This window comes from Granulicatella sp. zg-ZJ (genome assembly GCF_010892355.1).
Classification (GTDB): domain Bacteria; phylum Bacillota; class Bacilli; order Lactobacillales; family Aerococcaceae; genus WM01.
This window is the reverse complement of sequence record NZ_WNJY01000011.1, coordinates 38322-56686: the sequence shown is the minus strand read 5'-3', so window position 1 is coordinate 56686 and position 18365 is coordinate 38322. Positions and strand designations below refer to the sequence as shown.

The window sequence follows — 18365 nt, the reverse complement described above, 5'->3', positions numbered from 1 at the left end:
CGACTGTTTTCAGTCGTTTTGTCGTCCCTTGCGACGACTTATACATCATACCAACACACCTTTTTTTTGTCAACACCTTTTTCAAACTTTTTTTCTTTTTTTTCAAACTTTTTTATTTCCCCCGTCAGATCAACGTTTTTGGCGTGTCATGACTTTTATGGCTTTCATAAAAACTTATTTTTTTTCAGTTTATTTTCTTTATAAGAGAAAACACAAACGAAAAAATCATTTGTGTTTTTCTTGTAAAATACTGTCTTTGACAATATATTCTTTAATATCTGTATTTTTAGGTACTATTTTTTTATACTCTATTTCTTGTTTCGTAGATACAAAACTGATAACACAGCCGGATTTTCCCATGCGTCCTGTTCTACCGGCACGATGTAAGTAAATATCCTTTTCTCTTGGCAGATCGTATTGAATGACATAAGGTAAATCGGTAATATCCAATCCACGAGAGGCAACATCTGTTGTTAATAAAAATGTTACGTTTCCTTCTTTAAATGCATCTAACATTTTTTTACGTTCTATGTGATGTGTGTCACTGTGTAATACACCAACTTTTATATTTTCAAACATCATTTTTTCGTAAAGTAAAGCTAAACTTCCAACATTTTGTACGAAAACCAATCCTCGCATCTTATTGACATAGGCTAATTTACGTAATATATCACTTCTTTTTCTTTCTTCAACACGTATGAATCCATGCGTTACATTTGATGTTTGATGTGCAACATTGATAAAGTTGGCTTGTGTATTAAACCATTTTGAGATATGTTCTAACGTGTCGTTTGATGTTGCTGAAAAAAACAGTAACTGTCTTTGTGACGGTGCACGTTTAACAATATCTCTGACTGTATGTAAATGTTCCTCTTTTAAGAGATAGTCTGCTTCGTCTAAGACAATACTTTTAAGTTGGTGGCATTTTATTTTTTTTGTTTGGCTCATCAATTCATGCAATCGACCTGGCGTCCCGACAATTACTTCAGGCTTTTTTTTCAACTGTTCTATCTGTCTTTTTACATTTGCGCCACCTGTAATAACTTGTACCGTAACATCTAGCCACTCACGGCACACAGAGCCTATTTGTTGCGCTAGTTCTTGTGACGGTGCCAGCACAAGAAGTTGTAATGTTTCATTTTTTTCTAGTTTATCTAAAAACGGCAAAATATAAGCCAATGTTTTCCCTGTTCCAGTAGGTGAAACCGCTACAATATCTTCTCCGTTTTTGATTGTTTCAAAACATTTTTCTTGAATAGGTGTCAATCGTTCAAAATGATGCTGTTCCATTTTATTTTGTACAATCATTGGTAATTGAGTTGTCATGTTTATCCTCTTTCTTCGTCATCTTCTTTAAACAGAATACCTACTTGTCTTCTTAGTTGCTCTGTTATTTCTGTTACTTTTCTACCTATTTGCAGACGCTCTTGATAAAATTCTTGATCTTTACCTTGTAATATATCAAAAAACGCTTGCCATTCAGCTATCATTCTATCTGGATGTGCTGGTACAGAAAGAATTTGTTTTTCGTTTGTTTTTTTGTTAATCAGCGTAATATCGGTTATTCTGTCAATGGATTGTATGGATAATGTCATTTCTTTTGTATATATTTCACTTGCTACATAGGACTGTACTTGTTTGCTGATATGTCCATAAACAGAAAATGTTGGATATGTTAAACGAATAACACCTTGACCGTCTACACCTGTCCAAAGAAGTTGTGCATCGTAATCAATATCTGTTGGTTCACCAAACCAGCTAAGCGCAGCGTGTAAAAGGTACACACCTAAATCCATGATAGCACCACCGGCATGTTCTTTAGAAAAAATATTATGTTCAATGCCATGATAGACATCTTCAATACGTGATGAAAATTGACAAAAATTCAAGATTGCTCCGTCAATTTTTTCAAAATTTTTAATTGTTTTTGTCACAATGTTAAAATTAGGTTCATAAGCTGTACGTATCGCTTCAAATAAATAGGTATTATTTTCTTTTGCTAATTGTAAGGCAGTATCCCACTGTTTTGCTGTTACAAATGCTGGTTTTTCAACAACAACGTGCTTTCTTGCTTTTAAAGCTGTACACACTTGAGAAAAATGGCTGGCATTTGGTGAGGCAATATATACTAAATCTATATCTTCTCGATTAACAAAGCATTCTAAGTCCGTTTCATACTCTGTCACACCAAACTGTTCTCCAAAACGTTGAGCACTTTCTAGTTTTCGGCTATATACAACTTGGAGCTTGTACAATTTTGTGCTTAACGCAGAAAGCATACTCTCTTTTGTGATAGCACTGGTTCCTATAACACCAATTTTAATCATTGTTTCCTCCTAATTTTTAGCTATCAATTTTGCAACAACCATTTCTGGTTTATTATTTACTCTAAGTGGTATTTTTTTAGAGGTGCCAATCCCTCGACTAATAACTAGTAATTTATCTGGTAAAATCGGGTGGGCATATACACCCTCTGTATAGTTTGGTAATACACCTTGATTATTTGAAAATAAGCCTCCAATTACTGGAAGTCGAACGTGTCCACCTTTTGCATACCCCGAAAATGTAACGTCAGGCAATTTCTCTTCTTCAGTATGGTAAAATAAAAACCATTCTGGATGATGTGCCAATAAAATTTTCACATCATAACTATGTTCTTCAGGAACATGGATACGTCTTAAATACAAACTGTCCTTTGTTTGTTGTGCTGTTTTTTCGTCTAGTCCCATAATAAGTACACCGGATTTTTTATGACGGTGCCAAATGGTGTCATTTTCCAAATAAATTCCGCCTGCTTCAGCAATGTCCTCTCTTAATTTGTCAAGATGTTTCATCTTGTATTCATGATAACCCGACACCACATACGTCGGTGCAATATTGACAAGACCTTGTATGAAATAAGTCATTTCTTTTCTATCATAATTGCCTTTAGCTGTTACCAAGTTACCTGTTATAATAATTATGTCTGGTTTTTGTTGAGCAATTTGTTTTGTTAAATGATTTGTATCTAACAATTCATTTGGAAAATGAATATCAGATAATTGGATAATTGTAAACTCTTCTAATTCTTTAGGCAAGTCAAATATAGGTAATTCATAAGTTGTTTTTACAACTTTTCTATTTTGCCAGTAAACAACAGCGCTGCCCATTAGTACGGAAGCAATGCCTACCCATTTTTTCTTCATTTTTACCACCCCAAGTGTTCTGCTTTTTCTGTGTCGTATGTATGTGTTAATTCTAAATGCGGAAAGCCTTGTTGACGTAAGACTTCATAAATGACTAAAGCTGCCGTATTGGATAAATTTAGGGAGCGTACATGCTCATCATTCATTGGGACACGAATACATTGTTCTTTAAAGGATTGCATAAAACTTTCTGGTAGCCCCGTTGTTTCTTTTCCGAAAACAAAGAAATAATCTTGTTCTGCTTGATAAGTAATGTCGCTATAAATGTGTTTGGCAAACTTCGTCACTAAATATAGAGGCTTGTTTCCAACAAAATCCAAAAATTCATCTAAATTTTTATAGTAAGAAATAGTCACGTCATGCCAGTAATCTAATCCTGCTCGTTTTAACTGTTTGTCGTCCGTTGAAAATCCTAAAGGTTCGATTAAATGTAAATGCGTGTTTGTTGCAGCACATGTACGTGCAATATTTCCTGTATTTGCTGGGATTTGGGGTTCAAAAAGAACAATGTGATTCGTCATAATATTCTCCTATTGCGTAACTTTATTATTTTCATTATACTTAATTTTAAAGAAAGTATCAAAAATTACATGGAGAAACTATGGAAGAATATAAACAAATTGCAAAAGATGGGGAAGCAGAACTTATTATTAGGGCATCACGTTTTATTTGTGCATTAAAAAAAATAGATACCGAGGAAGAAGCACTTGCTTTTATTCAAGAAAAGAAAAAAGAACATAAAAAAGCAACGCATAACTGTTCAGCTTTTTTAATTGGTGAGCATGACCATATTCAAAGAGCACACGATGACGGAGAACCTAGTGGTACGGCAGGTGTACCAATGCTAGAGGTACTCAAAAAAAATAATTTGCATAATGTCGTAGCTGTCGTAACTAGATATTTCGGTGGTGTCAAACTAGGTGCAGGAGGCTTGATTCGTGCGTATAGTTCAGCTGTTTCAAATGCTTTGAATCACGTAGGTATTATGATGCACACAAAACAATTTATTGTTACAATTCGTGTTCCTTACACACTCAGTGGTAAGTTTGATTATTTTTTAAGTCACTCTCCATATCGTTTGCTACATACGGATTATGCTAGCGATATTACATATACATGTGGCATTCTATCTCGTCTGCTATCAGATTTTGAGCAAGATATTACGCAACAATTTAATGGTAGTTTAGCATTTGTTATCGAAGAAGAAGCGTATATTGATTTACCTTTAGAAAAAGAAACATTGCATTTATCTGACGAGCACTTTGAATAATGGCAAAAACGCTTGACCTCAACATTTTTAAGTTGTTGAGGTCAAGCGTTTTACGATTCAAGAACTTTTAATACAATTCCTGTTTTTAAATCACTTATTTTATATTACATTTTCTCTGTTAATATACCATATTGATAAGGAACACCTAAATTTTCACGCAAGGTTGTTCCTTCGTAATCTTCGTGGAAAATACCACGTTCTTGTAAAATGGGTACTACTTGCTCTACAAAAGCTCGCACACCGTCATGTGCTAAGTCGGGAACAATTGAAAATCCGTCTGTCGCACCTGATTCAAACCACTCTTGAAGAAAATCGGCAACATCTTTTGCTGTTCCAACAACAACTGGATGATAGTTAATTACACCCATAGCTAAAGTATCTAAAGGCGAGTAACCTTCTTGCAGCAATGTCACAGCTCTAGGAGAACGTGGATCTTGCCTATGTGGTTGTAACATTTGTTGAACATTTTCTGGTAATGGTTTCTCAACATCAAAACTTTTTAAGTTAATACCTACCATGGCTGATAAATAATCTAAACGTTGTGATGTTTCTTGTGGATCAAATTCCATTACTTTTCTACGGCGTGCCAATGCTTCTTCTTTACTATCTGCAATAGTAAACATAAACCCTGTAAAGACATTTATATCGTCTGCAGATCGTCCATGATTTACAGCACTTTGGCGAAGCATATTACGGTATTCACGTGCTTCTTCTATTGTAAAAGGATTGGCGTAAACACCAGAAGCAAATCGTCCTGCTATGCGAACACCTTCTGGACTAGGTCCCGCCTGAAAAATCGGAGGTTGTCCTTGTTCTGATGGAGGAATTGGTAGAGGTCCTCTCGTTTGAACGTAATTTCCAGTATACTCAATTGGATTTATTTTTGACATATCTGCAAATTGACCTGTTTCTTTATTGTGTAGATAGGCTTTTTCTCCCCAAGATCCCCATAGACTTTGAATCGCTTCAATCATCTCATGAGCACGTTCATAACGTTCTTGACTTACTTTGACATGCGTACCAAAATTAGCTGCTGTCGCTTGAGTTGTAGTCGTGACAGCATTCCAGCCAACACGACCGTGGCTGATGACATCAAGTGCTTTTAAATGACGCGCTAAATTATACGGTTCATTAAAAGTTGTTGAAAATGTACCAACTAAACCAATATGATTTGTTGCACGTGCAACAGAAGTCATTGCAATCAATGGATCCATAGAATGCATAGGTGTATCTTCTGTTAAATCATTGACTAAAGCAGGAGTATCTGCCATAAATAAAGCATGAATTTTTCCTTTTTCAGCTAACTGTGCCATTTCAACATAGAAATCCATATCTGTATAAGCATCTGCTTTTGCTTCGGGTAATCGCCATGTTTTAAATTCTCCGCCATAACCTGATACCATTTGAAGCACAATTTTCATTTGTTTTTTCTTCATATTATAATAACTCCTCAATCCCAGACATCAGTTTATCCATAATGACCGCTACGGGTTCAATCTTATCAATCATGGAAATACCTAAACCAAATGATGCAAATCCTTTGCTAAGATCACCAAAGAGCATGCCATCTCTCATACCATTATAGCCTCTTTGCACTTCAAAAATATCTTCTTCACTGGCACCTGCTTGGCTCATTTCCAACAGTTTATTTGGAATATCTCCTGGTAGAGAACGATAATAAGCAGGTACTGTTCTATATAATAACAAATCAGAAGCATTTGATTTTAAGGCTAATTCTTTTATATTTGATGCTAAAATTGACTCTTCAGACATCATAAAAGCTGTTCCGACAAATAAACCTTCTGCTCCTAAAGCAAAGGCTGCTCGTGCTGTACGAGCGTCTGCAATACCACCTGCAGCCATAACAGGTACACGCCCTTTTGCTGCATCCACAATCATCGGGACAATAGAGAAAGTACCAATCACTTTCTCGGGAACTGTTCCACCTTCATCAAATCCAGTTGCTACAATTATATCTGCTCCACCTTGAATAGCTTCTTCCGTGTTTTCAACGGTTGGTGTGGCAGCACGAAACACAACTTTAATACCTTTATCATGAAATCTCTTCGTCCATTCAGCTGAGAAATCTCCAACCATAACAGCAACACTTACACCTTCTTCAACCATTAAATCTAACATAGGTTGTGTAAAAATATCTGTCATTGGATGACCTGGTGCGACATTTAACCCTAAAGGTTTATTTGTTATTTGACGAGCAATTCGTATTTCACGACGCATATTTTCAACTGTTTCTTCTACGGTTGTCGCTGCGACTGTTTGTCCAGCACTAATTCCTAGAACACCTAATCCTCCTGCTGCACTAACAGCACCTGCATATCGACCATTTGTTAACCAAGCTAATGGTCCTTGAATAATTGGTTTTTCAATTCCTAAAATTTCTGTAATACGATTTGTCATTTGTCTTTGCCCTTTCTTTATGTTATAGTCACTATATTACAGATGTCATTTAAATTGGTCAATTTACATATTTAATGAAATTGTCACTTATGTGACAAATAGAAAGGAAGTGTCATTTTGAAACAAGATTTACGATTTGAAAAAACAGAAAAAGCCATTCAAAAAGCTTTTTTTGAATTACTACAACAAAAAGATATGGCTAAAATTTCTGTTAAAGAAATATGTGAATTAGCACAAATCTCTCGAAACGCTTTTTATCAACACTATGAAACGAAAGAACATCTTTACGATAGTTTATTGCAACACATTCTTATTTCTATCGAAAAAGCATGTAAACCTCTTGTCAAAGATATGACGTCAATAACGGACGTTGAACGTCGTTTATTTCTTGATAATATTCTCTTTGCTGTTCATCAGAATCGTTTTATTATTTATCAATTATTATCTAATCAGCCAGCTGTTTTTTCAGCTGCTTTTAAAGAAATGCTTATCTCTGCTATGTGTCTAAGTACAATTCAACTCAATGGTTTACCCAATTTATATTACATTCATGTTTTTGCAGGTGGTATAGTCGCTTTTGTGAATTATTGGTTACTCGAAACAAGTGATACACTTGAAGAAGCACAAGACCAATTATTTTTACTATTGGGACAATTAAATCTACCTAATAGATAGGCTAAAATTTCTATCAAAATATCATTTGTCTTCGTCTACCGTTGGATTATCAAAAATAATATTAGCCCCTTTCAATTAATAATCGTTTCTCATCCTAATAATAGGTAGTTTATTTGTCTTACACCTAACGGAGTGTCACTGGACTTAAAGAAACATAACAAAAAAGAGCGATTTGTCATCGCTCTATAAATGTTTATTTGATAAATTCATGCAGGTTGGCTAAACCTAAAATTAAGGGAGTTATCAAATGACACATTTTGGTTTCTCATATTATTTTTAGTTTATCATAATATGTCTAAACCCATTATTATTTTTTAGAAGCAACTGGTGCACTATTTAACAATTCAACTTTGTGTAAGTTTGTCACTGTATTGAGTGAAGTATCTATCGTAATATCCCAGTTTTTAACGCGTTTGTTAACAGCAAGTAATCCTGTTCTATATAAGAATGGAATAGCGTATGCTTGATCATTTGAATATTTTTGCCATTCTTCAAAAATTTCTTTTTGTTTTTCTGGATCAAACGCTTCATTTGAACTCATTCTTTTTAAAATTTTATTTTGTTCTTCTGATACAAAACGTGCATAGTTTGTTGAGCTATCTCCCCATAGTCCATTTTGGTTTGGATCTCCACCTAAGCCCCAAGCACCTGAGAAGATGTCGACTTCTGGATCGTCCTCTTGAATTTTTTTGTAGAATGTATTAAATTCAATAGTTCTACCGCCTACCAAGCTAACTTTTACACCGATTGTTTCCCAGTCTTTAATCATTGCTTGTGCGATCGCTTCGCCGTCGCCACCTGACATAGCTGCAAATTTAAGCTCTAATTTTTCACCTTTTGGTGTTTCACGGAATCCGTCACCGTCTTTATCTTTATAACCAGCATCGTCTAATAATTTTTTCGCTTTTTCAACATCATACGGATATCCTTTTTGAATGTTTGAGTGTAAATTACTAAATGTTGGTGTAATCAACGTATTCGCTCTGGCACGTAAATCACCATAGAATTGTGACGCAATTGCATCGCTGTTCAATGCATAACCCATTGCTTGACGTAATACTTTGTCTTTTGCTTTTGCTTCTGGGTTTGTCACAATTTTCTCAGCTTCTTTATCCCATTTACCTAATTTAAACGCAACATAATTGACAGTATTTTCCCATTTACCAATAATCGTTGCATTGTCTAATTCTTTGAATGAGTCATAGATAGATGTACTTGTTGGGACACTCATGATGTCATAATTTCCTTTAGCAAACTCATCTGAAGCGTTTGTTGTGTTAACAACTTCCATAACAACACCTTCAATTTTTGGTTTGCCTTGCCAGTAGTACGGATTAGCTTCTAGTGTAACAGATTCTCCAGAAACGACTTTTGTAACACGAAATGCTCCTAAACCAACTGGATTTACACGAACGGCATCAGATGCAGCTTGGTCTTTTATAGGAATATTACTGAAAATATGTTTCGGCATTGCACTAGACCAAAAGCCTCCTGATTGAATGATAGACGGTGAAAGTTCTTTTACTTTAAATGTCACAGTATAGTCATCAACTTTTTTAATACCAGAAATTTTATCAGTTTCACCTTTGTGGTACTCTTCCATACCGATAATATTTGAAAAATCGTCGCCGTAACGAGCACCTGTGTAATCTTTATGCCCAATGACTTCAAAAGAATAAATATAATCATCAATCGTTAATGGATGTCCGTCAGACCATTTAACATCTTTTTTAATGGTTACTGTCACTTCTTTTTTCTCTTTATCTAATGTTAATTTACCAATTCTTTCTGTGAAATGTAAATCTGAATCACTACCAAATAAAGATTCATCAAAGAAATCTACAACTTCTCCATCTGGAGCACCTAACCAATAGTTTGCATTTAAAACACCTTCAATAGGACTATCCGAAACAATGGCATATTTTAAAATACCTCCGCTAATAGCTGTTCCTTCATGATCAATTTTAATAGGGAATTTACTTTGTGTAATATCTCCTTTTTTGACTTCCTCTTCTTGTTTAGCCGTATTGTTACCACAAGCTGCCAGTAATAATACTGATGAAGCTCCTAAAAACCATTTTACTTTTTTGTTCATATTATTTTCTCCCTTACTCAAAATTAAAGATAACCGAATAGTTATTTTAAGTGTATTCTAATTTTTATTTAACTTAAAAACAACTTCCATCTAACAATCCGTGTGATAAAATCTCACAAACTCCATTTTAATAAATATTTAATATCATTTGTTTCCCTTATCTAAATCTAATATTTCTTTATATACAGTATCATCTTCAATATGGTGTGCTACCTCAATTAAAATAATCGGTAATTTATATAAAATATGACGTACTTTTTTTGCATTTTTTCTATCTAGTGCTGCTGTTATTTCATCAGCCAATACGATATCTTTATCTCTAATCAAAAAACGAACTAATTCTAAACGAAGTTTCTGCCCTCCTGAAAGATTATTTCCATTATCCCTTAGTTGATACTCTAAAATATCAGGAATCTCTTCAGTTAATCCGACTATTTTTAAGAAATAGAGCATTTTTTCTTTAGATATATGTTGTCCGAGTGTTAAATTATCTTCAATAGAAGCGTTCATAAAAAACGGCTGCTGTGATAAATAGGCCACATTTCCAAGATAATCAGTATAAACATTTCCGTTGGTATCACGAACAAATACTTGTGCATTTTCGACAGATTCTTTAGAAGCTATCATATTTAACAAAGTTGTTTTACCAGACCCACTCGATCCTTTAATAAGCATTTTCTCTGTTTTTTTAAGTGTGAATGAAACATCTTTAAATAAGACACGATTGTCTTGTTGCTTTTCTAAATCTACTACACATAATTCCTGAAGATTCTTCACTACCGAATATGTATATTCTTTATTTTCTGTTTCCAAAAGAGAAAATATTTTATCACGGACAACTTTTGAACGTTGAATATCAGAGATACCATACAGCATTGTCTGAATTGGACCATTCAAGCTCATTGTAGCAATATACATCGAAACCAGGCTTGCTGATGTAATATTTACACCTTTTGTTTGAAGAAATAATCCTAACGCAAGCGGCAATACTTGACCAATAAATTCAATCGGGCCAGTAAAAAAAACGTCAGATTTGTTGTACAATCAGCTTTTAATCTAGCATTCTCATACATTTCGTTACTTTTCAAAATACTATCTAGCTGTTCTTTTTGTGCACCATTATAAAATATGGTATTAACACCTTTAAAATAATCGCCAACTTTTAAGTGAAAATTTTTTTGTTTTTCTGCATACTGTGCACCACTACTTTGTATTTTTTTATTCATTAACCAATGTGGTACTGGACGTAAAATTGAAAAACTAATAAACATAAGTCCTACTCGAATATCTTGGCATAAAATAAATAGAACCGTTACGATTAAAGAAAAAATTCTTGCGATGAGCATATCAAGTTTTAAAAAATAATGTTCGTAAAGGTTTTCCATATCTTGTGTCAAAATGGATACTTTCTCATCATACATATACTCATCTCGTAAAAATAAAGATTTAAGTAATTTTGTTTTCATCACAATTTGTATACGTCGTTGTAGATGATTACTAACAAAATTAGCCAAAAGCGTAGAACTATAAAATATTGTGTATAGAATAAGTCCATAAACTAAAAACTCTAAAACTGTATTCATTGTCAATGTTGTCGTTTTAATATTTAACAAGCGTTCCATCAATAAGGGTCTCATCAGAATCATGCCACTGTTTAAACTCACTGCCACAAGAAAGACAACGATAATCTGCCAACCTATGTATTTACATATTTTCATCTTTATACATAATTGTCATAATTTTTTTGACAATTATGTTATCCCTCCTTTCTTTTTTAACATAGTCATGTACCTTTTTATTTTGCATACATAGTACTATTTTCAGGCTATTTTACTCTTATGAAAAATACATGTCAATCTTTTTAAAGCTCTAAAAAAGTTAAAAACTATTTTTTATACCTCTAAATAAATAAAAAATACGGGTTTATATATCAGGATTTTTATATACAAACACGAAAAATACTGATGTTTGATATTAGGAAAAATAGTAAAAAGCTAGAAATACAACGATTAAAAACGTTGATTTCTAGCTTTTTATTTCAGAATATTTTTATTCACAATATCATGTAAGAGTTGGAAAAATTTGTACTCACTTGAAAAATAAAATCTAACATCATCAAAAAAATGTTAGTTTACCGCTTCATTTATGTGTAACTTTATCTTTTAGTTTATATAGTACTGTAGCTCTATAAAGCTTTATTTAACAATAAAAAGAGATATTTTATCACTAAAAATTCTAAGATTTTATCTATTTCAGCTTAGTTTTTTATACAATAAAAAAAGCTGTTTAAACAGCCTTTTTAAAATATCTATTATACATAAATAGCTCTATTTGACCTCACGGTGCAAAGTTCTTTTACGTAATTTTGGACAATATTTCATCACTTCGATACGCTCTGGGTTATTACGTTTGTTTTTAGTTGTGATGTAATTACGTTCTCCTGATTCTGTACATTCTAATGTAATGTTTACGCGCATGTTTTTCCCTCCAAACGTTCAAAAATAGTGAAGTTTTCACTTCATACCTAAAGTATTATAGCATCTTTCAAGCATTATGACTAGTGATAACTTAAAAATTTAAAAGAAAAATTATTATTTTTTACAATTTCTTTTTTCAAATACATACTATATTTATCTCTTATCAATTTATTTTCAAAGAAAATAATTTACAATATTTATGTTGAGTAATATAACGGGCATATAACATATATCTAAAATAAGTAAGTTGATTCTATAAAAATCAATGATAGACTAGAGTAGATAAATGAAAAATTTAAGATTAAAATAACTATTTATTTTTGTGATTGCCTTTTTCTTATACATAGATTTTTTCATAAAAATTTTTAATATTTAAACTTTAGCGGCTGTTCTTTTCTTGTTTTTTTATTTGATAACTTATTGATAGAAAATAGAACAGCAAATTCAACAATATAAAAAGGTTCTATAATAAATCGTGTTGGTGGATTATTCCCACCAACACGATTTATTATCATTAAACTATTGTTTTTCGTTGACTTGACGGATTAGTGCATCAATGCGATTACCGTAATCGACAGATTCGTCACGTTTAAATTGTAATTCTGGAGTTTTGTATAAACTTAAACGTTGCCCTAATTCACGGCGTATTAAGCCAGTCGCTTTGTCTAAACCCGTTTGTTCTGCTTGTCTGTCACTTGCTAATGTAGATAAAGTACTGTAATAAATTGTTGCTTGTTGTAAGTCACCTGTGACATGCACATCTGTTATGGTAATGCCGTCTACACGAGGGTCTTTTACTTTAAAGCGTAAAATATCTGCTACTTCTCTAAAAATTTCTTGACTAACACGTCCTACACGATGATTTGCCATAAATACCTCCTCATCTTTTCACCAAACTCATGCAAGTGAGTTTGTGTTTATTAGCGTTTAATTTCAACCATGATATATGGTTCAATAACATCGTCTACTTGAATATCATTGAAGTTAGTTAACATCAATCCACACTCGTATCCAAGTTTCACTTCTTTTACATCGTCTTTAAATCGTTTTAAACTTGCCAATTCGCCGTCATGGATAACAATATTATCACGAATAACACGTACTTTACAGTTACGTTCGATGCGTCCTTCTAATACATAAGCTCCAGCGATTGTTCCGACTTTAGATACTTTATATGTTTCACGAACAACAACTTGACCAATAATTTGTTCTTCATATTCTGGGTCAAGCATACCTTTCATCGCTGTTTCAATTTCTTCAATAACACGATAAATGATTTGGTGTAAACGAATGTCTACTTGTTCGTCTTCTGCTTGTATTTTTGCTTGTGGTGTAGGGCGAACGTTAAATCCAATGATAATTGCATTACTTGCTGCTGCTAATGTAATATCACTTTCGTTGATTGCCCCTACTGCTGAATGGACAATACGTACACGAACACCTTCAACATCAATTTTTTGTAAACTTGATACTAACGCTTCTGCTGAACCTTGTACATCTGCTTTGATAATGACGTTAACTTCTTTTAACTCGCCCTCTTTTAGACTTGCAAATAAGTTATCCAATGTTACATGTTGACGAGCATTTCTTTGTTCAACCAATGCATTTTTAGCACGTTGTTCACCTGCTGCACGAGCTGTTTTTTCATCTTGGAAAACAACAAATCTATCGCCAGCTTGTGGTGCACCATTTAACCCAGTAATTTCAACTGGTGTTGATGGAATAGCTTGTTTCACACGTCTACCATGATCATTTACCATTGTACGCACACGCCCGAATGTATTCCCAACAACAATAGGATCTCCAATATTTAAAGTACCATGTTGTACTAATAATGTTGCTACAGCACCACGACTTGGATCTAAACGCGCTTCAATAACAGAACCTAAAGCTAAACGGTCTGGACTAGCTTTCAATTCTTGCATTTCAGCAACTAACAAAATCATTTCCAATAATTCGTCTACATTTTGACCGAATTTTGCAGAAATTTCAATAAACGGTACATCTCCACCCCATGCTTCTGCAATAACACCTTGCTCACTTAATTCTTGCATCACACGACCTGGGTTAGCATCTGGTTTGTCTATTTTGTTTACAGCAACAATAATTGGTAAATCAGCAGCTTTCGCATGGTTGATTGCCTCTATTGTTTGTGGCATCACACCGTCATCTGCTGCAACAACGATAATGGTAATATCCGTTACATCTGCTCCACGAGCACGCATTGCTGAGAACGCAGCATGTCCTGGTGTATCTAAGAACGTTACTGTTTTTCCTTGAACATCTACTTGATACGCTCCAATATGTTGCGTAATACCACCGGCTTCAGATAATGATACTTTTGTATTTCTTAAATAGTCTAATAATGTTGTTTTACCATGGTCAACGTGTCCCATAATTGTTACAACAGGCGCACGTTCTGTTAATGTAGCAGCATCAATCTCTGCATCGAAGAAACTATCTAAGTCTGTATTATCAACAATAACTTTTGCTTGCGCTTCGATACCATAATCTGCCGCTAATAATTCAATGGCATCAGCACTTAAACCTTGATTTAACGTTGCCATAACACCCATCATAAATAGTTTTTTGATAATTTCAGCAGGTTCACGATAGATTTTTTTAGAAATTTCAGCAACGGTCATACCGTCTGTGTAAACCAATACTTCAGGTAATTCTTTAAATTTACGTTGTGGCATAGCAGGTTTTTTCACTTCTGCTTTTTTATGACGTTGTTTTTTTCCACCTCTTGAAAAGGCATTGTCATCAAAATGATTATTTTGACGTTTGTCTTGTTTTTTGTTTTTCTTTCCAAAGCTTCCATCGTTTTCATCACGAGTATCTTTAGCGAAACGTTGTGGTTTATTCTTTTTAAAGTCATCTTTGACAAAAGTTGTTTGTTTGTTTTCTTGTTTTGGAGTGTTTGATACCATAGTTTTTTTATTTTCTTCTCTATCTTTTTTTACAAATGGCTTTTGTTGTTTATGTTGCCCATTTGGTTTTTGATTTGTTTGTTGCGTCGAATTTGTCACCGATTTGTGTTCTCCCGCATGATTTTTCTTAAAGTGCTTTTGCTGTCCTTGAGGTCCTTTTTGCTCTTTCTTTTTATCTGCTACAAATAGTGGATTTTTATCTTTAGATACAGCTTTTTGTTTTTGACTTTGTGATAATTTCGCAATATCTTCATCACTCATCGTTGACATGTGACTTTGATAGCTAATCCCTAATTTAGCAGCTTTTTCAATAATTTCTTTACTTGATAAGCCTTGTTCTTTGGCATATTCATATACGCGTTTTTTTCCCATTATGAACCTCCTCTATTTTTTCATGACATGTCTAGTTTTTGATAACTATTCGCAAAGCCACCATCAATAAATGCACAAATAGAGCGTTTCTTTCCAATAGCATGACTAATATACGCCGTTGTGAATTGTTCTTTGTAAGGAACTTTATAATAATGACATTTATCTATGATTTTTTTCTTCGTGTTATCACTGACATCTGTTGCGATAATAACTAATGTTGCACGCTTTTTTTTCACTTCTGCTAATACGATTTCTTCACCACTTACCAATAATCTAGCTCTTGTGGCTAACCCTAGCAAATTTAATTGCTTTTGATCATTTAACATTGCCTAGTAAGCTCCTTGCTAATTTATGGTCTAAATAAGCGTAAAGTTCATCATAAAATGCATCTTCTATTTTGACTTCTAATTGCTTTTCAAAAATTTTTGTTTGTTTTGCTTTTTCAACTAATGTTGGATTTAAAGAAATATACGCACCACGCCCATTTAAACGACCAGTTGGATCAATCGCAACTGTTCCATCTGGTTGTCGTACAATGCGTGTTAATTCTTTTTTTGGAAATAACTCTTGTGAAACCACACATTTACGCATTGGTATTTTTCTTTTTTTCATGATTATTCCTCTTCATTTTCTAATGCTAAATTTTCTAGTGAATACACATCTGATTGTTGAGTTGTTAATTCTTGATAAGCTGATTCTGATTTAATATCAATTTTTTTATTCGTTAAACGTGCTGCCAAACGTGCATTTTGTCCACGTTTTCCGATAGCTAATGATAGTTGTGAATCAGGAACAACAACCGTACAAGCTGTTTGTTCATCATTGAAAATAACTTGTGAAACCTGTGCTGGATTTAATGCATTCGCAATAAATTTAGCTGGATCTTCATTCCACTCAACAATATCCATATTTTCTCCGCCCAATTCATCCACAATCGTTTGTACACGTTGTCCTTTTGGACCTACACAAGTACCAACTGGGTCGATATGTTTATCACGAGAGCGTACAGCGACTTTTGAGCGATCTCCCGCTTCACGAGCTACAGAAACAATTTCAACAACGCCATCGTAAATTTCTGGTACTTCTTGTTCAAATAAACGTTTTACTAAATCAGCATGTGAGCGACTTACAAAAATTTGTGGTCCTTTTGTTGTGTTTTCAACTTTTACAACATACACTTTAATACGATCATGTGAATGATACGTTTCATTTGGTACTTGGTCTTGTTTTGAAAGAACTGCTTCAATTTTACCTAAATTAACATAGATATAGCGTGCATCTTGTCTTTCAACAATCCCTGTCATAATATCCGATTCATATTGAATAAATTCATTATAAATAATGTCACGTTCTGCTTCACGAATACGTTGCATAATCACTTGTTTTGCTGTTTGAGCAGCAATACGTCCAAAATCTTTTGGTGTAACTTCAAAACGAATTTTGTCACCTAATTCATACGCTTTATTGATTGTCAATGCTTCTTCTAAACTGACTTCTAATGTTGAATCAAATACATAATCAACAACTTCTTTCACGGCATACACATGAATATTACCTTTTTTTTGGTCAAACACAACTTCAACATTTTGTGCTTGTCCATAATGTCTTTTATAAGCAGATACTAATGCTAATTCTAATGCTTCAATGACAATTTCTTTTGAAATTCCTTTTTCTTCTTCTAACATTGTTAGAGCACGTAACATCTCTTTGCTCATTTTATAATCCTTCCTCTATTTAGACTATCCATTAAAATTGAATTGCTAATCGTAATTTAGCAATATTTTTACGTTCGATATTAGCTGTATTTAACCTTGTTTTATCTTTTACCTCTAAGGTTAAAACATCAGTAGATACTTCTTTCAAAGTACCTTCTATAAATTTTTGCCCATTTATCGCTTGATAAAAAGACGCATGAATATATTTTCCTATTGCATTTTGAATATCTTCTTCTGTTTTTAGTGGACGCTCTGCACCAGGAGAAGACACTTCTAAAAAGTATGCTTGAGGAATTGGATCTGGTGTAATAGCATCCAATTTATCGCTTAGTTGCTCGCTAATCCACGCACATTCATCAATGTCAATACCATTTTGTTTATCGGCAAATACTCTTAAAAACCAAGATTTTCCTTCTTTGACAAATTCAACGTCTACTAATTCAAAATCTGTATCAGTAAATATATCGTGGACAAGAGAACTTACTAAATCAACTACTTTACTCATTCATTCCTCCTTAATACATGTTGCCGTGTATGTTACAAAAAGAAGTGAACGTTTCCGTTCACTCCTTTCACCACGACTTATTTTCTATATTATAACACTTTAAAGAATTTATTTCAAGAGAAATACAAGGAAATAGCCGTTTTATCAGAGATTTTATTAAACATCTAATAATTCTTTTTCTTTTTCAGAAGCTAAACGATCCAATTCTTTGGTTGCTTGATCTGTTAAATCTTGTATTTTTTTCTCATTTTGACGTAATTCGTCTTCTGTAATTTCTTTTGCTTTCTCTGCTTTTTTCAATTCATCAATCGCATCACGACGAATATTACGGATAGCCACTTTACTATTTTCTGCTTCTTTTTTCACTTGTTTAGCCAATTCTTTACGACGTTCTTCTGTTAACGGTGGAATCACTAAACGAATGACATTCCCGTCATTACTAGGTGTAATACCGATGTCACTTTGTAAAATTGCACGTTCCATTTCTTTCAATACTGATTTATCGTAAGGTGTAATCAATAACATACGTGCTTCTGGTACAGAAATTTGTGCCATTTGGTTTAATGGTGTTAATGCACCGTAATATTCAATAGAAACACGTTCTAGTAAACTTGCATTTGCACGCCCTGCACGAATGGAACCTAATTCACGTTGTAATGCAGCTTCTGCTTTTTCCATTCTTTCTTTTGTTTTTTGTAAAATTTCTTGTATCATACAATT

19 protein-coding genes and 1 pseudogene are annotated in these 18365 nt (G+C 33.6%); 2 read left to right on the top strand and 18 right to left on the bottom strand.

Features of this window, described 5'->3' with window-relative positions:
* Positions 1-225: 225 nt before the first annotated feature.
* From GMA11_RS04680 to trmL, 4 genes are read right to left on the bottom strand one after another with little or no spacing between them, the layout of a single operon-like run.
* Entirely contained in the window at positions 226-1326 is a 1101-nt protein-coding gene (locus GMA11_RS04680) for a DEAD/DEAH box helicase (protein WP_163546061.1), read from the bottom strand.
* A gap of 2 nt (positions 1327-1328) precedes the next feature.
* Positions 1329-2327 (bottom strand): Gfo/Idh/MocA family protein, encoded by a 999-nt coding sequence (locus GMA11_RS04675; protein ID WP_163546060.1) that lies wholly within the window; start codon positions 2325-2327, stop codon positions 1329-1331.
* 9 nt (positions 2328-2336) lie between these two features.
* Positions 2337-3185, bottom strand: coding sequence for a metallophosphoesterase (locus GMA11_RS04670; protein ID WP_163546059.1), 849 nt, complete (start codon positions 3183-3185; stop codon positions 2337-2339).
* Between the two features lie 2 nt (positions 3186-3187).
* The gene (gene trmL / locus GMA11_RS04665) at positions 3188-3706 is read right to left on the bottom strand and encodes a tRNA (uridine(34)/cytosine(34)/5-carboxymethylaminomethyluridine(34)-2'-O)-methyltransferase TrmL (RefSeq protein ID WP_163546058.1); all 519 of its coding nucleotides are present in this window, start codon (positions 3704-3706) and stop codon (positions 3188-3190) included.
* 80 nt (positions 3707-3786) lie between these two features.
* Here trmL and GMA11_RS04660 point away from each other — a divergent pair, with 80 nt between their 5' ends.
* Entirely contained in the window at positions 3787-4455 is a 669-nt protein-coding gene (locus tag GMA11_RS04660; protein ID WP_163546057.1) for a YigZ family protein, read from the top strand.
* Positions 4456-4559: 104 nt separating this feature from the next.
* Here GMA11_RS04660 and GMA11_RS04655 read toward each other — a convergent pair whose 3' ends face one another.
* Positions 4560-5891, bottom strand: coding sequence for an NtaA/DmoA family FMN-dependent monooxygenase (locus GMA11_RS04655; RefSeq protein WP_163546056.1), 1332 nt, complete (start codon positions 5889-5891; stop codon positions 4560-4562).
* 1 nt (position 5892) lies between these two features.
* Positions 5893-6873 (bottom strand): nitronate monooxygenase family protein, encoded by a 981-nt coding sequence (locus tag GMA11_RS04650; protein ID WP_163546055.1) that lies wholly within the window; start codon positions 6871-6873, stop codon positions 5893-5895.
* A gap of 117 nt (positions 6874-6990) precedes the next feature.
* Between GMA11_RS04650 and GMA11_RS04645 the strand changes: the two genes are divergently transcribed.
* A complete protein-coding gene (locus GMA11_RS04645; RefSeq protein ID WP_163546054.1) occupies positions 6991-7548 on the top strand; it encodes a TetR/AcrR family transcriptional regulator in 558 nt (185 codons plus the stop codon).
* Between the two features lie 307 nt (positions 7549-7855).
* Here the strand turns inward: GMA11_RS04645 and GMA11_RS04640 are convergent, their stop codons facing one another.
* From GMA11_RS04640 to frr, 12 genes and pseudogenes are all read right to left on the bottom strand, one after another.
* Positions 7856-9643: an oligopeptide ABC transporter substrate-binding protein gene (locus tag GMA11_RS04640; protein WP_163546053.1), complete on the bottom strand. Its 1788-nt coding sequence runs from the start codon at positions 9641-9643 to the stop codon at positions 7856-7858.
* Between the two features lie 144 nt (positions 9644-9787).
* A complete protein-coding gene (locus GMA11_RS09315; protein ID WP_240332470.1) occupies positions 9788-10687 on the bottom strand; it encodes an ABC transporter ATP-binding protein in 900 nt (299 codons plus the stop codon).
* Positions 10615-11361 (bottom strand): ABC transporter transmembrane domain-containing protein, encoded by a 747-nt coding sequence (locus GMA11_RS09310; protein ID WP_240332469.1) that lies wholly within the window; start codon positions 11359-11361, stop codon positions 10615-10617. The genes GMA11_RS09315 and GMA11_RS09310 overlap by 73 nt, the downstream gene beginning before the upstream one ends.
* Positions 11362-11970: 609 nt before the next feature.
* Positions 11971-12120: a 50S ribosomal protein L33 gene (gene rpmG / locus GMA11_RS04630; RefSeq protein ID WP_163546052.1), complete on the bottom strand. Its 150-nt coding sequence runs from the start codon at positions 12118-12120 to the stop codon at positions 11971-11973.
* Between the two features lie 365 nt (positions 12121-12485).
* The gene (locus GMA11_RS04625) at positions 12486-12635 is read right to left on the bottom strand and encodes a hypothetical protein (protein ID WP_163546051.1); all 150 of its coding nucleotides are present in this window, start codon (positions 12633-12635) and stop codon (positions 12486-12488) included.
* Positions 12636-12639: 4 nt separating this feature from the next.
* Complete coding sequence (rbfA, locus tag GMA11_RS04620) at positions 12640-12990, bottom strand: 30S ribosome-binding factor RbfA (RefSeq protein WP_163546050.1); 351 nt, start codon at positions 12988-12990, stop codon at positions 12640-12642.
* 50 nt (positions 12991-13040) lie between these two features.
* Entirely contained in the window at positions 13041-15425 is a 2385-nt protein-coding gene (infB, locus tag GMA11_RS04615; protein ID WP_163546049.1) for a translation initiation factor IF-2, read from the bottom strand.
* Positions 15426-15445: 20 nt separating this feature from the next.
* Entirely contained in the window at positions 15446-15751 is a 306-nt protein-coding gene (locus tag GMA11_RS04610) for a ribosomal L7Ae/L30e/S12e/Gadd45 family protein (protein ID WP_163546048.1), read from the bottom strand.
* Positions 15741-16037 carry an RNase P modulator RnpM gene (gene rnpM, locus GMA11_RS04605; RefSeq protein ID WP_163546047.1) on the bottom strand — a complete coding sequence of 99 codons (297 nt, stop codon included), beginning with the start codon at positions 16035-16037 and terminating at the stop codon, positions 15741-15743. Before rnpM ends, GMA11_RS04610 begins: the two co-directional genes overlap by 11 nt.
* Positions 16038-16063: 26 nt before the next feature.
* A pseudogene (gene nusA / locus GMA11_RS04600) lies at positions 16064-17140 on the bottom strand (transcription termination factor NusA); the annotation flags it as partial.
* Between the two features lie 31 nt (positions 17141-17171).
* Positions 17172-17645, bottom strand: a complete 474-nt coding sequence (gene rimP / locus GMA11_RS04595) for a ribosome maturation factor RimP (protein WP_163546045.1) — start codon at positions 17643-17645, stop codon at positions 17172-17174.
* A 156-nt stretch (positions 17646-17801) separates the two neighbouring features.
* Positions 17802-18359, bottom strand: a complete 558-nt coding sequence (frr, locus tag GMA11_RS04590; protein WP_163546044.1) for a ribosome recycling factor — start codon at positions 18357-18359, stop codon at positions 17802-17804.
* Positions 18360-18365: the final 6 nt, after the last annotated feature.

What these genes read in the sequence shown, in the direction of transcription:
- GMA11_RS04680 (WP_163546061.1), bottom strand. Translation starts at nt 1,326, where the DNA reads ATGACAACTCAATTACCAATGATTGTACAAAATAAAATGGAACAGCAT.
- GMA11_RS04675 (WP_163546060.1), bottom strand. Translation starts at nt 2,327, where the DNA reads ATGATTAAAATTGGTGTTATAGGAACCAGTGCTATCACAAAAGAGAGT.
- GMA11_RS04670 (WP_163546059.1), bottom strand. Translation starts at nt 3,185, where the DNA reads ATGAAGAAAAAATGGGTAGGCATTGCTTCCGTACTAATGGGCAGCGCT.
- trmL (WP_163546058.1), bottom strand. Translation starts at nt 3,706, where the DNA reads ATGACGAATCACATTGTTCTTTTTGAACCCCAAATCCCAGCAAATACA.
- GMA11_RS04660 (WP_163546057.1), top strand. Translation starts at nt 3,787, where the DNA reads ATGGAAGAATATAAACAAATTGCAAAAGATGGGGAAGCAGAACTTATT.
- GMA11_RS04655 (WP_163546056.1), bottom strand. Translation starts at nt 5,891, where the DNA reads ATGAAGAAAAAACAAATGAAAATTGTGCTTCAAATGGTATCAGGTTAT.
- GMA11_RS04650 (WP_163546055.1), bottom strand. Translation starts at nt 6,873, where the DNA reads ATGACAAATCGTATTACAGAAATTTTAGGAATTGAAAAACCAATTATT.
- GMA11_RS04640 (WP_163546053.1), bottom strand. Translation starts at nt 9,643, where the DNA reads ATGAACAAAAAAGTAAAATGGTTTTTAGGAGCTTCATCAGTATTATTA.
- GMA11_RS09310 (WP_240332469.1), bottom strand. Translation starts at nt 11,361, where the DNA reads ATGAAAATATGTAAATACATAGGTTGGCAGATTATCGTTGTCTTTCTT.
- rpmG (WP_163546052.1), bottom strand. Translation starts at nt 12,120, where the DNA reads ATGCGCGTAAACATTACATTAGAATGTACAGAATCAGGAGAACGTAAT.
- GMA11_RS04625 (WP_163546051.1), bottom strand. Translation starts at nt 12,635, where the DNA reads ATGATAATAAATCGTGTTGGTGGGAATAATCCACCAACACGATTTATT.
- rbfA (WP_163546050.1), bottom strand. Translation starts at nt 12,990, where the DNA reads ATGGCAAATCATCGTGTAGGACGTGTTAGTCAAGAAATTTTTAGAGAA.
- infB (WP_163546049.1), bottom strand. Translation starts at nt 15,425, where the DNA reads ATGGGAAAAAAACGCGTATATGAATATGCCAAAGAACAAGGCTTATCA.
- GMA11_RS04610 (WP_163546048.1), bottom strand. Translation starts at nt 15,751, where the DNA reads ATGTTAAATGATCAAAAGCAATTAAATTTGCTAGGGTTAGCCACAAGA.
- rnpM (WP_163546047.1), bottom strand. Translation starts at nt 16,037, where the DNA reads ATGAAAAAAAGAAAAATACCAATGCGTAAATGTGTGGTTTCACAAGAG.
- rimP (WP_163546045.1), bottom strand. Translation starts at nt 17,645, where the DNA reads ATGAGTAAAGTAGTTGATTTAGTAAGTTCTCTTGTCCACGATATATTT.
- frr (WP_163546044.1), bottom strand. Translation starts at nt 18,359, where the DNA reads ATGATACAAGAAATTTTACAAAAAACAAAAGAAAGAATGGAAAAAGCA.